The organism is Methanobrevibacter woesei, assembly GCF_003111605.1.
Classification (GTDB): Archaea; Methanobacteriota; Methanobacteria; order Methanobacteriales; family Methanobacteriaceae; genus Methanocatella; species Methanocatella woesei.
Genome location: NZ_MZGU01000006.1, coordinates 198,182 through 212,071, shown reverse-complemented (window position 1 = coordinate 212,071; position 13,890 = coordinate 198,182). Strand labels below are relative to the sequence as shown.

Sequence of the window (13,890 nt, the reverse complement as noted above, 5' to 3'; positions counted from 1 at the left end):
ACTTAATGGTGTTTTAATGAATGGGATATGGTATTATATTATAGCTTTCTTCCTTGTCTGGATATTGTCTTTAACTTTCAGAAGACAACTTTCTAATCATGGTTTTGAAATAAATTTTCCCACAATAATGTGGAAAACAAAAAGATTTCATAATGTTATTGAGAAGATAGCTAATTTTTCTCCAAGATTCTGGAAATGGTTTATGAATGTTGGAATCATCATCTCTTTTATAGCTATGTTTTTCATAACCTATTCATTAATACAGTCATTATCAACACTGATAGAGGCTCCTGCAGTTTCAATAGTGCTTCCAGGGGTTGAAATGCCAGGATCCACAATCTATGTGCCATTGGGTTATGGATTAATCTCACTTGCTACAGTTTTAATAGTTCATGAATTCTCACATGGAATATTATCAAGAGTTGAAAAGATTAATATAAAATCTGTCGGTCTTTTACTTTTTACAATACTTCCAGGAGCTTTTGTAGAACCTGATGAAGAAGAATTAGTTAAAAGCAGTAGACTTAGTCAGTTAAGAGTCTATGCTGCAGGTTCAATGGCCAACATTGCACTAGCTATTGTTGCATTACTTATTTTTTCAGCGGTGGGAACCTATGGAATCCCTAATACTTTTGATGAAAATGGGATTGAAATAGATAGGGTTGTTAGTGATTCTCCAGCTAATGGAGTTTTAAAGGAAGGAATGATTTTAGAATCAATTAATAATCATACTATTAAGGATTCTAATGATTATATGGAAGTTGTTGAAACTTTTGTACCTGGTGAAAGGGTATCTATTGGAACAGATCAGGGAATTTACAATCTTACGCTATCTGAAAATCCAAGTAATTCTTCTCGTGGTTTTGTTGGTGTTCAGGCAGCTAACCATTTTGAAATTAAAGAAAGTGTAAGTTCTGTATTTGGAGATACTATTCCTTGGATTCTATTTGAAATTTCAACATTAACTCAATGGATTTTTATATTAAATCTTGGAGTAGGATTGTTTAACTTGCTTCCTGTAAAACCATTGGATGGTGGACGTATGTTTGAAATTGTATTAAGTTACAAATTAAAAGAAGAGACTTATAAACCAATTACAAATGCAGTTTCAATAGTATTGGCAACCATTATAATATTCAGTTTAATTTATGGTTTTATTGGATAAAAATAAGATTTTAAAAATAAGAAAAAAGTGAAAGAATATAAAAATTCTTTCGTATTTATTTTATTTAGAAGTATCTAGCTAAGATTCCTTCTAAGATTTTGTAGTGACGGCCTTCGTCTTTAGAACTTTCTTTAAAGAAGTCGGTTGCGTCTTCAAGACCTGCTTCTGCAGCTTTTTCGGAAGCTTCTCTTTTTTCAGCGTTAGCCATTTTTTCTCCTTCTAACATCATTTCGATGTTTTCTTTGAGGGTTTCTTTAATGACTCCGTTCATTTCAGCAAATCTTGCTGCATGTTCAGCTTCTTCCCATGCTAATCTTTTGAATACTTCAGCTAATTCCCCATAGCCTTCTCTGGAAGCTTGTCTGGACATAGCTAAGTACATACCTACTTCTTGGGTTTCACCCATAAAGTTATTTTGAACTTCTTTTTCTACATCGGTACCTTTGGTAGTTCCGATTTTGTGTTCGTATTTGATCATAATTAATAACCTCCAATTGTTATTTTGTACTTATTTCTTATATAAATTATAACTCTTTACAAGCTTTTGCTAATTTTTGACCTAATTCAAAGCTAGCATCACTTTCTTCAGCAGTTGGTCTGAAGTAGATTTCTTGAGTGTCGATTACATCGAATCCACATTCTTTAAGAGTTTCAGCTATTTCTTCAGGTGCTCCACCTTTTCCACCCATGGAACCGAAGGTTACAGCTTTACGGTTAATACCGGTTCTGTCAAATCTAAGTCCTTTTAAGTAGTATAAGATATCTCCAATACTTGGGAATGGAACATCGTTGATGGTAGGGTCTCCAATAGCTACTCCTTTACTGGTTAATACGCTTTTTACGATTTCACTTCTTTCATCTTCGTGTAAGAAGAAGATTTCTACATCGTATCCTTCAGCCATTGCACCTTCTGCAATTTCATGAGCCATGTGTTGGGTAGAGTAGTGCATTGTGTCGTAGATAATGGTAATTTTATCTTCACATTCACCAGTAGCCCATGCACTGTATGCGCCAATTACTTTCATTGGGTCGGTCCAGATTTGACCGTGGGATGGTGCAATCATTTTAATTTGTTCAAGTAATCCAAGTTCAGTAACTTCGTTGAATTTTTTAAGAACGAGTTTTGAAAGTGGAGTAATTAAGTTTGCATAGAATTTTTTAGTTGCATCCATTAAGACATATTCAGGGATTTCGTGGTCAAATCTTTGTGGGAAACATAAGTGTTGACCAAATGCGTCGTTAGGGAATAAAATTCCGTCTTCAACGAGTAATGTGAACATGCTGTCTGGCCAGTGTAATAAGAATGCATCTAAGAATGCTAAGGTTCTTCCGTCAAATTCTAAAGAATCACCAGTTCCAACAGTTACAAATTCAGCACCTTCTAAGGAAGGGTAATGTTTTAAGAGTCCTTTTACTGCAATTTCAGAACAGTAAATAGGTGCTTCTGGGAATCTTTTATGTAAGTCTACTAAAACACCACTATGATCTAATTCAACGTGGTTTTGGATAATGTAGTCAACTTTAACTTCGTCTCTGCCTTCTTGTTCAAATGCGTCTTCAATACGTGCCATCATTTCTGCGGTTTTTCCTGGGTATGCATTATCGATTACAGCAACATGTTCATCACCAAATACAATATATGCATTGTAAGTAGTTCCATCTAAAGTATAACCGTGATAACTTCTTAAATCCCAGTCGAGTACACCAATCCAGTATACTCCTTCACCGATTTTTTGTGCTTTTGCTTTCATTGTAATAAACCTTCATTATAGTTAGTTCGTTTCATATTATACTATGGGATAGTGTAAATATGAATAATCATATCTATAATTATCTGACTATATATAATTATGTTTTTAACGAACAGTTTGTTTTTATTTTTATTTTAGATTAATAAGGCTTTAATTTTGATTATTTTATCATTTTACTGTTGGTTATATCTTTTTTTATCAATAATTCGTTATTTTTTCATTTGTATTATTTTTATCAATTGGTTTGTTTTAATCTATAAGAATAGTTAAATTTATTAATAATATCTAACCTTAAATAAATATTAACTGAATTTTATTAATGGTAATTTATGGGAGGAATTCTTATAAAAAAACAGAAACCAATTCAAATATTTTCTAATAAGGAAGATCAAATTGGAGTAAATGTTGTGAAAAGTCCTGTTAAACTGACTATTCTAGAGATGCTTAGAGATGGAGATATGGAATTTGATGAAATTGTATCTAACACTGGAAAATCTAAATCAACAATTTCTGTTCATTTAAAATCTTTAAGAGAAGATGGAATTATTTCTTATAGGATGGATCCTAAGGACAATAGGAAAAAAATTTTTTATCTTAAATCTAAATACTTAGGTTCAGTTAATGTTTGTGATAATAAGGAAGTTGATGAAGTAAAATCTGATTTTTTAATTGATAATATTGTTAATACTGATGAAGAATTCTCATTATTGTTATTCCATACATTAAGATCCATGTTAATCCAAGAAGGAATAAACATTAATCCAATTTTACATGATACTGGTGTACGTATTGGTGAAGCTTTATTTAATAAAATATATAATCCAGATTTAGATATTTTCATTGAAAATTTAGCTGATTTCTGGAAAAATAAAGGTTTAGGTAAACTTTCAGTAGATTTGGGCCAAATTATTAAAATAACTACTGTGGACTGTTTTGAATGTGCTTTACTTCCAAAAGTAGGTCAGCCTGTTTGTTTTTTAGATGCAGGTATATTTGAAGCTTTATTTGGTGCTTACTTTAAATTACCTGTAAATGTAATTGAAGTCAAATGTTACACTATGGGTGATGAACAGTGTACATTTGAAATCGAACCAGTAGGTGTAAAAAAAAGTTAAGAAGAATTATTCTTCAAATTTAACTATGGTGGTTGTAAGATAAGGTTTATCTTCAGAAAAGCCTTTAATTACCTTTTCATTTTCCTGTGTACAGTTTTCAACTGAATATATTTTCTTTTCTCTATTTTTTGATTCAATAGATTGTTCTAATTCTTTTGTATTTCTAGATGCTTTCATTAAAACAACTGAATCGCTGTACTCAAGAATGTCGTCTAATCTGTCATCTATTTTAGGTACAATGGTTAAAACCTGATTCTGTTCTACAAGAGATTCATTAATAGCTGAAGCGCAAGCTGTAAATGAAGTAATTCCAGGAACAGTTTCTACAGTGTATTTCTCTTTTAATCTTTCCTGCACATAAGAGAATGTTGAAAATATTGATGGATCTCCAAGTGTTATGAATGCAACATCTCTTCCACTATCTAAATAGCTGGATACTAAAAATGCAGCTCTGTCCCAGCATATATTTAATTCTTCTTTGTCTTCAGTCATAGGAAAGATTGGTTCTACTACCATTAATCTTTTGTAGTCTTTTCTTTCTTCTAAAAGTGGTCTAACGATTGATAGAGCTATACTTTCTTTTTCTTTTGAGGATTTTGGTGAACAAACAACTGGTACAGTTTCTAATATTTTTGCTGCTTTTAAAGTTAATAATTCACTGTCTCCAGGTCCAACACCTATTCCAATTAATTTTCCTTTTTCTGCCATCTATATCACATTAAAATAATAAGTTTTATGAGGATATTATTTTTCAAATACTCTTTCTATAAATTATTTATATTATAATTAACTAATATATTTTTCATGCCTGATTCTATTTTTTGCCCAAATTGTGGAATGTTAAAATCTAACTGTAAATGTGGAAAATATCCTTCCAAATCAACAAATACTCTTAAATTTAAGGAAGATGCTGATTCTTCTAATTCTGTTGATTTATTTAGTTTTAAAAAACCTAAATCCAATTTTATTAATGATGATATTCCTATTGTTTATTCCATTGAAGAACATAGGTTAGAGGATGAGGTTATTTCTGAATTAAGTAGAGATAATCCAAATATTGATTTGGAGATTATTGAAAATTTTCCTTTTAGACATCCTAGGGATAATCAACTGCAGATTATACAGGATATACAGGATGCAATTAGGCAAGGTTATAAATATATTATTTTAGAGGCAGGAACTGGTATAGGAAAATCTGCAATAGCTACTACACTAGCTAAGATTTATGAGTCTGCTTATATTTTAACAATGACAAAGCAGCTTCAATCTCAATATTGTGATGAATTTGAGTTCCCATTAGTTAAAGGAAGAGCTAATTTTGGATGTTTAAACAGTCAATTAGAAACTACTTGTGATATGGGGGACTGCAGAACAACTCCAACATCATCTAAATTTGTCTGTCCTTTTGGAATCAGTGCAAATCCTACATTGGATGCTGAACTGGCTTTTGAAACATATGGTGGGGATTTATTTTTCCAATCTGAGAATCATTGTAACTATTGGCAGCAAAAGGCTAATGCAATTAATTCTCCAATTACAGTAATGAATTATGATTATGCACTTGCTGAGTTTAATTATGTAAGGCATTTTAAATCAAGAAGTCTTTTAATTTTAGATGAGGCTCATAATATTGAAAATAAACTAATGAGCTCTCTTGAAATCAATCTTTATAACTCCAGACTAGAAAAAGACATTAATAAAGTAATGTCCAGTGAAACTTTAAAAGATGGCCAAATTAAAGATTGGATAATGGAAGTTGAAGCTATTAGGGATGCATATAATGATGTTGATGTTAGGGATATCTCTAAAGAAAAAGCAGATAGATTTAAATCAAATGTTTCAAGATTAGACACTCTTATAAGAAATCTTGAAAATGAGCCTAAAAATTGGGTTATTGACTCCAATGAAAAGGATACTGTATCATTCAAACCATTGAAGGTTAATCATTATGCTAAAAATAGATTGTTAAAATATGGGGATGTTGTTTTATTCATGAGTGCAACTATCCTTTCACATAAGCTATTTTCACAATGGTTAGGGCTAAATCCTAAGGATGTTTATCATATAAAAGTGGATAGTCCATTTACTAAAGAAAAAAGGCCAATTATTTTAGATTTAGCTGGAAAAATGTCTAAAAAGACCATTAAAAAAACTGCTCCTAAAACTATAGAGATTTTACAAAAAATCCTTAAAAAACATGAAGGAGATAAAGGTTTAATACATACTCACAGCTATAATTGTCAGAATTATATTATTAACAATTTAAACAATTCCAGATTGATTTCTCATAATTCCAGGAATAGGGAAACAGTCTTGAATCATTTTGAAAAAGATGAAAACCCTCTTGTTTTGGTGTCCCCTTCTATGAGTGAGGGTGTGGATTTACCTTATGATAAATGTAGATTCCAGGTTATTTATAAGATTCCTTTCCCATATTTAGGAGATTTGCAGATAAAGTCTAGACAACAAAAAGATAGACGCTGGTATGCATATAAAACTGTAATGACTTTAATGCAGGCTTATGGTCGTGGAATGCGTGCAGAAGATGATTCCTGTTACACTTATATCTTAGATAGTGATATTAAAATGCTACTTAAAAGTCCGCTGTACAGGTCATTAATTTCTGACTACTTTAAGGAAGCAGTTGTAACCTTAAAATAATAAACGGACCTGGAGGGATTTGAACCCTCGACCTTAGGATCCGAAGTCCTACGTCATTCCTGACTAGACTACAGGCCCTTAATTTCAAAAAAAAATAAAAAATTATTCCTCTTTTTTATCAGAGGATTTTTTGTCTTTAGAATTTACAGAAATTATTGGTATTTCTTCTATTTCTTCAATTCCTGAAAATATTTCATCAATTGATTCATTATCTAACTGAGCTTTTTTATATTCTTCATCTTCTTTATTATTGTCTGTTTTTTTCTCTTCTTTTTCTTCTTTTACTGGCTCAATATTTTCTTCTTCTTTGTGAGTTGGTTCTTCTTCATTTATTTCCTTATCAACTGATGTTGTTTTATTAAAAGTAGGTTTTTCAGATTTAATCGCTTTAATTTCTTCTATGTCAGATGAAGATTCTTTAAAATTAGTTTTAATAGAAGATATATCGAATTCACCTATCTTGTAATCTTCTCTATTTAAAGGAATTTTACTTTTTGGTATAACTTTTTTTTCTTCTTCTTTTATTTGGGGTTCTTTTTTAGTTTTTTTCTCTTCTTTTTCGATGTTGTCGATTTTTTTAGTTAGATCTCCAAAAGGATTCTTTAAAGAGAATAATTTGTAAATTCCAATTATAATAAGAAGTATTCCAATAAATGCAGCTATTACAATAATTACATTAAGTTCTCCTGAAGCTACACTGTCAATTACTCGTTCACTTGTTTGAGTGATTAATAAAAATATTGAAACAATAAGAAGGATTATGCCAACAGCTAAGCTGACTACTGCCATTATTGGGTAGTTACCTACTCTAGCATGAACTATATTGTTAAATTGTTCACTTATTTTATCTTCACTGTCGTAAAGAACATCTTCTTCATAATCTGTTTCGGAGTCATTAATTTCAGTTGTTATTATGAAATCTTCATCAATTTCTTCTAGAATTTCTGCTTCTTCTGAATCTTTATTTGGGCTGTAGATGAATTCATCATCAATTTCAAAGGTTTCTTCTTCGAAATTTTGTTTTTCTTCTGCATTTAATTCATGAATAAGTTCATCTGCATCGACAACTTCATACTCTTCTATTTCATCAGCATCATCTGGTTTTTCTTCAGAAGTTTCTTTGACACCTTCCATCAAATCCTTTAAATGGGATATATGATGCTCTTTTTCTTTAGAATCTTTCATAATCTCTCCTCAGTGATTAATCGTATTCTCTCCAAGTATGTTTGCATTTTAAGCATTGGAAAAATCTAGTTGGAGCTTCATCAGCACTTCTTGTTTGTTGTAACCACCATGCTGCTTTATTATGTCCGCATTCTGGACAGGTAATTGTGGTTGTTGGGTGTGTGTTAATGTCTTCTCCTCTCATTATGACATTGTTTTTTGATTCAACTTTTTCATCTACTGCATATTATCTTTAGGAAGTAGCATAGCCCCACATTCTGGACAAAATTCCATTTTATCACTCCAATAAATGTTATTTTTTCATTAGTTAAATAAAATTATATGAACATTAATTTTTTTTTTAAATTATTTAAATATTTACTATTTTTTAATGTTATTATTGACTTTAAATGCATCTTCTATGATTTTAGCATGGTCAAAAGCCAAATCTATTTTTTTCAAATCAGATTTTGAAAATATTTTAATGTCACATGCATCATCTGCAGCTTTCATCTGATTGAAATCTCCTTTAGCTATATAGGCAACAGTTACAGTATGGCCTCTTGGATCTCTATCAGGCTTTGAATAAACATTAACTAAGCTAGTGAGTGTTACATCAATGTTAGTTTCTTCTTTAGTTTCCCTAATAGCTGCATTTTCTACAGTTTCACCATATTCTACAAAGCCTCCGGGTAGTGCCCAATGGTCTTTATAGGGATTATTTTTACGTTTAATTAGAATAATATTCTCAGATTCGTCAAAAATAATGGTATCAACAGTTAATGACGGATTTTTATAATCTCCCATCATATCACTTAAAATAAATAAAAATAATAATTATTGAAGTTATAATGTATCTTCAATAAGTTTTTTAAATTCTTCACTTTGTTCAATAAGCTCTTCTGCTGCTTGTTTTAATGCAACTCTTGGTCTTTTTCCCCTTTTGGTTTTAATAGTCATATTAGGTTCTCCAGTAAGAGGGTGATCAATGTTGTAAACAGCATATTCAACATCGGGATTTTGCATTAAAATATGTCTAAGAGCATTACATACACCATGGCTTTCTCCATGAATAGTAATTTCAAGTTCTAAAGTTTTGTCCACATTAATTTCAATGTTAGTATCATTAGCCATTTTATCATCCATAAAAATTATTCATTAACATAATTTGTTGAAACTTCACGTTTCTCTTTTTTACTGCATCTTTTACACTGAAGTTCATTTTCTTTTTCAGTTGTTTGCATATAACCTCTACAACGGGTACACATTGCTTTTAAAACACCACATTCTTTATCTACAGTGCTTAAATCAACATTATCTCCAGTTATTTTAACAACTGTTGCTTCTATTATATCTCCTATTCTAAAAGCATCAGTTAATTTATCTAAGTATCCTTCTTTCACTTGAGAAATGTGGATTGCTCCTATGTAAGGGAGAGCTAATGGTCTTGTTGTATTTTTTAATCTGTCAATATTTACATTTACTCTTTGAGCTTTAACATCAGTTATTTGTCCATAAATGGTGTCCCCAACTTCTAAAAGTGCTGGTTTTCCTGATTTAGGCATAACGGATATTGTTTTCATTTTTGAGTTAATTTGAACATTCCCTAAAATAGATGATTTAATGTAGCCCTCATTATCATAAGTACCTTCTCCAGGTAAAAATTGTTCAATAATTCCTAATACATCTCCGGGCATTACAAAATCTCCATCTTTTACTTTCATTTAATCACCAAAATAAGGAATTCATTAATTTAATATTATAATTATATTTATATTGCTATATAAAATTATTTATAACGTTCATGGAATAAAATTTCATCAAGCTGATATTTTTCCCATTCTCGTTTGTTTAATACTATTTCTAATTCTTGTGGTGTTATTAATGGTTTTTTATACATTTGTGAATCATCAATAGCTATTCTTGGACAAGCTGTTACAACAAATGCTTCCAAATCCATATATGGAAGTAATATGTCTGGATTGACATTATCTACCATAATAATGTATGCTTCCATATTTAAATCTTCTAATTCTTTTTTAATGGCTTTTGCAAGATTCATCCGATATTGTCCTTCTTTTGATGAAACAATTATTCCCCATTTTTTTGCTTCTTTAGCTTTTGTAATCCTTGCAAATCGTATCCTGAGAATTCTATCTGCAAAATCTCCCATTTCTCTAATTTCACCATTGTAAGGATCTAAAGCTAAAACAGGACTTTTAGTAAATAAATAAATTCCTAGAGGATGGAAACTTCCACTACCAATGAATAGGTAGATTTCAGCATCTAAATTTTTAATAGATGAAAAGTTACATCCTAAAACTTGACCTTTTCTTGTGCTTTTAGAAGAACCAAGAACAACCTCTTTCCCATTATCTTCAAGATAGTCTTTAATTTCATTTAAAACATGTAAATGCTGTGTTGTTGTAACTAAAGCTATTTTAGAGTAATCTTCAATTTTTTCAAGGCACTCATTTAAAATAGGTTTAATACGAACATTGGAAAATGCCTCAACAAAATAAACTGGAACCTCATATTTCAAAGGCAATGCTGTATGACCGTAATGTATAACTAAATCAACAATGCCCTTCATTTTGCTGTCAGATACATCACAAGCACCAAAACAAGGGTCTCCAGATATGATTACTGTTGCATTGGTTTCTTCTTCAATTTTTTTAGCTAGTTTAACAGCCTGCATTTTAAGCCCTTCTGGAAACTGGAGGCCAACTGTCCTAGCATCTCTAGAGTTAATTTTTTTAATAACTCTTTCTACATCCATATTGTACATTGACATTTTAATCTTCAATTGTAGATTGGATTACAACTTCTCCATCGATTACATCTATCTTAACAATTGAAAAGATTGGAATTCCAGTTTCTGTTTCAACAACTCTTTTTCCATCTCCTTTTTCAATTGTAGCTATTACTCCTTTAATATCAACACCGATATCTTTTAAAGCACCGATAACGGATATTAAGGTTCCACCAGTACTCACAACATCGTCAATTAAAAGTATTTTTTCGCCAGCTTTTAAATCGTTGATATACAAGTTTGAAGAGCCGTATCCTGTTTCTTGATAAACTTCTTTTTCACCTTCAAGGCCATATTCTCTTTTTCTAATTATAACAAATGGTAATCCAGTAGCTAAGGATAATGCAGTTGCTAAATGTATTCCCATAGCCTCAATAGCTACTATTTTATCAACATTTAAATCAATGTGTTTTACTGCAACATCAATTAACTCTTTTAAGATTTCAGGGTCCATTGCAGGAACTCCATCACTTATAGGATTAACAAAATAATTATATTCACCTTTTTTTACAATTGGGGATTCTTTTAAAGATTTCTTTACTTTTTCTAACATTCTCTCACACAAAAAAATTATTAAGTATATATTAATTATAAATATAAATTATTATAATTATTAACTTTTCTAATAAAACAAATTTTTGCTGTGTGTTATCATGCTAGGAAGTTTAGGTGAAAATCTTACTAATACGATGAAGAAATTAGTAGGAATGTCAGTTATTGACAAAAAAACAATAAAAGAAGTTGTAAAAGAGATACAACGTGCATTGATTCAATCTGATGTAAATATTGCATTGGTTTTAAATTTATCTAAGAAAATTGAGAAAAGAGCTCTTGAAGAGGAACCTCCTAAAGGTATTACACCAAGAGAATATGTAATTACCATCATTTATGAAGAAATGGTAAATCTCTTGGGAAGAGAAGCTGTAGGCCTTGACATTAATCAAAAACCTTATAAAATTCTCTTTTTAGGATTGCAAGGAAGTGGTAAAACAACTACTATTGGTAAAATGTGCAGATTTTTACAGAAAAAAGGTTTCAATCCTGCAGTTGTCTGTACAGACACATGGAGGCCTGCTGCTTACGAGCAATTAAAACAATTAACTGAAGAGATGCAAATTCCATTATATGGGGATCCTGAAAATAAAGATGCTCTTGATTTAGCTAAAAAAGGTTTAAATGAGTTTAAAAATAAGAAAGTCATTATTTTCGATACAGCAGGTAGGCATAAGGAAGAATCTGATTTAATTGCTGAAATGGATCAATTGGATGACATCATTCAACCTACTGAAGCTATTCTTGTTATTGATGGTACAATTGGTCAACAGGCTGGAGAACAAGCTAAAGCATTCTCACAAGCTACAGATATTGGTTCAATCATCATTACAAAATTAGATGGTTCTGCTAAAGGTGGGGGAGCTATGTCTGCAGTAGCTGAAACTGGTGCACCTATCAAATTCATCGGTACTGGTGAAAGAATTGATGACTTTGAACTATTTGACCCTGAAAGGTTTATCTCCAGATTACTTGGAATGGGGGATATTAGAAGTTTAATTGAAAAAGCTGAGGAGAACATTGATGAGGACATTGCTGAAAAAACAATGAACAATATGATGTCTGGTAAGTTCTCTCTTATAGACATGAAGAATCAGTTTGATATGATGGGCAAAATGGGTCCAATGCAACAAGTATTAAATATGATTCCTGGTTTAGGAGGTAAAATCCCTAAAGAAGCTTCTAAAATGACTGAAGATAAAATTGACTCCTTTAAAGTCATGCTGTCATCTATGACTCAAGAAGAATTGGAAAATCCTAAGATAATTAAACAGTCCCGTATTCAAAGGATTGCTAGGGGTGCTGGTGTTGATGAAAGTGAAGTTAGAGCTTTACTTAAGTATTACAACAACACTAAGAAAGCTATGAAAGGATTTGGTGGAAGAGGCCGTTTAAGAGGCAGCACCATGAACCGTATGATGGGCCACTTTATGAAATAATGATAATATGGATCAATTAGCTATTTTAAAAGCAAAAGAACTTCTTGAACTTACAGAAGGAAATATCTGTAACCATTGCCTTGGCCGTAAGTTGTCTTCACTTGTAAAAGGTGAGGATAACTTAGATAGGGCAAAAAAGATATCTGAAGAATTAAATATAAACCAGGATGATGCAGACTGTGTTATCTGTGGAAATATATTTGATAGGATTAATGATGAGCTATTTGACAAGATTTATAACAAAATTGAACATCTTGGAGTTGAATTTGACACATTTCTTGTTGGAACAAGTCTTGACAAAGCTATTAAACAAAAAGATGATGAAATTTCTGATTCTTTAGATGTAGTTGTTGAACCAATTAAAAAGGAATTAAATAGGATTATTGGAAGTGAAATCGAAAATAACTCCAATAAAGAAGTCTCTTTTGAAAAACAGGATATTGTTATTAATGTTGACATCAGAAAGAAAACAAAAGTAAGATTACAAATCAACCCTTTATTTATTGAAGGAAAATACAATAAATATCTTCGTGGAATTCCTCAAACCAAATGGCCATGCACTAAATGTAAAGGCAGGGGCTGTGATGAATGTAATGGTACTGGCAAACAGTATCCTGAATCTGTAGAAGAATTATTGTCTGAAAGGATACTTGAAGTTACCAGAGGATATGAAGCTAAATTTCACGGTGCTGGAAGAGAAGATATTGATGTATTAATGCTTGGTTCAGGAAGGCCTTTTGTTTTAGAAATCAAGGAACCTAAAATAAGAAAGATTAATTTAAAAGAGTTAGAAGAAGAAATTAATAAGTCTGCTAAAGGTAAAACTGCATATCACGGTTTAAAATTTGTTGAAAGAAATAGAAAAGCTGAAATTAAAGTATCTTCTCCTGACACATACAAGGTATACAAAGCATTAGTTAAATGTGATGAACCTTATGATAAAAGCAAATTAAAGGATTTAGAAAAGTTAGATGAGATTAATCAGCAGACTCCTATTAGGGTTTTAAGAAGGCGTGCTGATAAAGTTCGTATAAAACATGTAAAAGAGCTAAAATCTGAAGTTATTGATGATTATACCTTTGAAATAACAATTAAAACTGAAGGTGGATTATATATTAAAGAATTAATCTCAGGGGATGAAGGCAGATCAAAACCTAATGTTTCAGAAATATTGGGAGTAAATGCAGTCTGTGCTCAATTAGATGTTATTGAAGTTAGTGAAAAATAGTGG

At 31.0% G+C, this 13,890-nt stretch carries 15 protein-coding genes and 1 tRNA gene; 5 read left to right on the top strand and 11 right to left on the bottom strand.

Annotation, left to right across the window (positions count from 1 at the left end; translation table 11 throughout):
* Window positions 1-16: 16 nt before the first annotated feature.
* Entirely contained in the window at window positions 17-1,165 is a 1,149-nt protein-coding gene (locus MBBWO_RS07410; RefSeq protein WP_116670256.1) for a site-2 protease family protein, read from the top strand.
* Between the two features lie 64 nt (window positions 1,166-1,229).
* Here MBBWO_RS07410 and MBBWO_RS07405 read toward each other — a convergent pair whose 3' ends face one another.
* Complete coding sequence (locus MBBWO_RS07405) at window positions 1,230-1,643, bottom strand: ferritin-like domain-containing protein (protein ID WP_116670255.1); 414 nt, start codon at window positions 1,641-1,643, stop codon at window positions 1,230-1,232.
* A gap of 46 nt (window positions 1,644-1,689) precedes the next feature.
* Window positions 1,690-2,916, bottom strand: coding sequence for an FprA family A-type flavoprotein (locus tag MBBWO_RS07400; RefSeq protein WP_116670254.1), 1,227 nt, complete (start codon window positions 2,914-2,916; stop codon window positions 1,690-1,692).
* A gap of 329 nt (window positions 2,917-3,245) precedes the next feature.
* On the opposite strand from MBBWO_RS07400, the gene MBBWO_RS07395 reads away from it, so the two are divergent.
* On the top strand, window positions 3,246-4,031 hold the full coding sequence (locus MBBWO_RS07395; protein WP_243408494.1) for a V4R domain-containing protein: 786 nt from the start codon (window positions 3,246-3,248) through the stop codon (window positions 4,029-4,031).
* A 6-nt stretch (window positions 4,032-4,037) separates the two neighbouring features.
* On the opposite strand, the gene cobI is transcribed toward MBBWO_RS07395, so the two are convergent.
* Window positions 4,038-4,739 (bottom strand): precorrin-2 C(20)-methyltransferase, encoded by a 702-nt coding sequence (cobI, locus tag MBBWO_RS07390; RefSeq protein WP_116670253.1) that lies wholly within the window; start codon window positions 4,737-4,739, stop codon window positions 4,038-4,040.
* Window positions 4,740-4,835: 96 nt separating this feature from the next.
* Here cobI and MBBWO_RS07385 point away from each other — a divergent pair, with 96 nt between their 5' ends.
* Window positions 4,836-6,692 carry a helicase C-terminal domain-containing protein gene (locus MBBWO_RS07385; RefSeq protein WP_116670252.1) on the top strand — a complete coding sequence of 619 codons (1,857 nt, stop codon included), beginning with the start codon at window positions 4,836-4,838 and terminating at the stop codon, window positions 6,690-6,692.
* A gap of 4 nt (window positions 6,693-6,696) precedes the next feature.
* On the opposite strand, the gene MBBWO_RS07380 is transcribed toward MBBWO_RS07385, so the two are convergent.
* From MBBWO_RS07380 to hpt, 8 genes are all read right to left on the bottom strand, one after another.
* Window positions 6,697-6,770: transfer RNA gene (locus tag MBBWO_RS07380), tRNA-Arg, on the bottom strand.
* 24 nt (window positions 6,771-6,794) lie between these two features.
* Window positions 6,795-7,877: a topoisomerase IV gene (locus MBBWO_RS07375; RefSeq protein WP_116670251.1), complete on the bottom strand. Its 1,083-nt coding sequence runs from the start codon at window positions 7,875-7,877 to the stop codon at window positions 6,795-6,797.
* Between the two features lie 16 nt (window positions 7,878-7,893).
* On the bottom strand, window positions 7,894-8,061 hold the full coding sequence (locus MBBWO_RS07370) for an RPA12/RPB9/RPC11 RNA polymerase family protein (protein WP_394340369.1): 168 nt from the start codon (window positions 8,059-8,061) through the stop codon (window positions 7,894-7,896).
* A 176-nt stretch (window positions 8,062-8,237) separates the two neighbouring features.
* Window positions 8,238-8,663: an NUDIX domain-containing protein gene (locus MBBWO_RS07365; RefSeq protein WP_116670250.1), complete on the bottom strand. Its 426-nt coding sequence runs from the start codon at window positions 8,661-8,663 to the stop codon at window positions 8,238-8,240.
* A gap of 39 nt (window positions 8,664-8,702) precedes the next feature.
* A complete protein-coding gene (locus MBBWO_RS07360) occupies window positions 8,703-8,990 on the bottom strand; it encodes a DNA-directed RNA polymerase subunit L (protein ID WP_116670281.1) in 288 nt (95 codons plus the stop codon).
* A gap of 17 nt (window positions 8,991-9,007) precedes the next feature.
* Complete coding sequence (locus MBBWO_RS07355) at window positions 9,008-9,580, bottom strand: exosome complex RNA-binding protein Csl4 (protein ID WP_116670249.1); 573 nt, start codon at window positions 9,578-9,580, stop codon at window positions 9,008-9,010.
* Between the two features lie 65 nt (window positions 9,581-9,645).
* On the bottom strand, window positions 9,646-10,650 hold the full coding sequence (dph2, locus tag MBBWO_RS07350; RefSeq protein ID WP_116670248.1) for a diphthamide biosynthesis enzyme Dph2: 1,005 nt from the start codon (window positions 10,648-10,650) through the stop codon (window positions 9,646-9,648).
* Window position 10,651: 1 nt separating this feature from the next.
* Complete coding sequence (gene hpt, locus MBBWO_RS07345) at window positions 10,652-11,221, bottom strand: hypoxanthine/guanine phosphoribosyltransferase (protein WP_116670247.1); 570 nt, start codon at window positions 11,219-11,221, stop codon at window positions 10,652-10,654.
* A gap of 100 nt (window positions 11,222-11,321) precedes the next feature.
* Between hpt and MBBWO_RS07340 the strand changes: the two genes are divergently transcribed.
* The gene (locus MBBWO_RS07340) at window positions 11,322-12,659 is read left to right on the top strand and encodes a signal recognition particle protein Srp54 (RefSeq protein WP_116670246.1); all 1,338 of its coding nucleotides are present in this window, start codon (window positions 11,322-11,324) and stop codon (window positions 12,657-12,659) included.
* 7 nt (window positions 12,660-12,666) lie between these two features.
* Complete coding sequence (locus MBBWO_RS07335) at window positions 12,667-13,887, top strand: tRNA pseudouridine(54/55) synthase Pus10 (RefSeq protein ID WP_116670245.1); 1,221 nt, start codon at window positions 12,667-12,669, stop codon at window positions 13,885-13,887.
* Window positions 13,888-13,890: the final 3 nt, after the last annotated feature.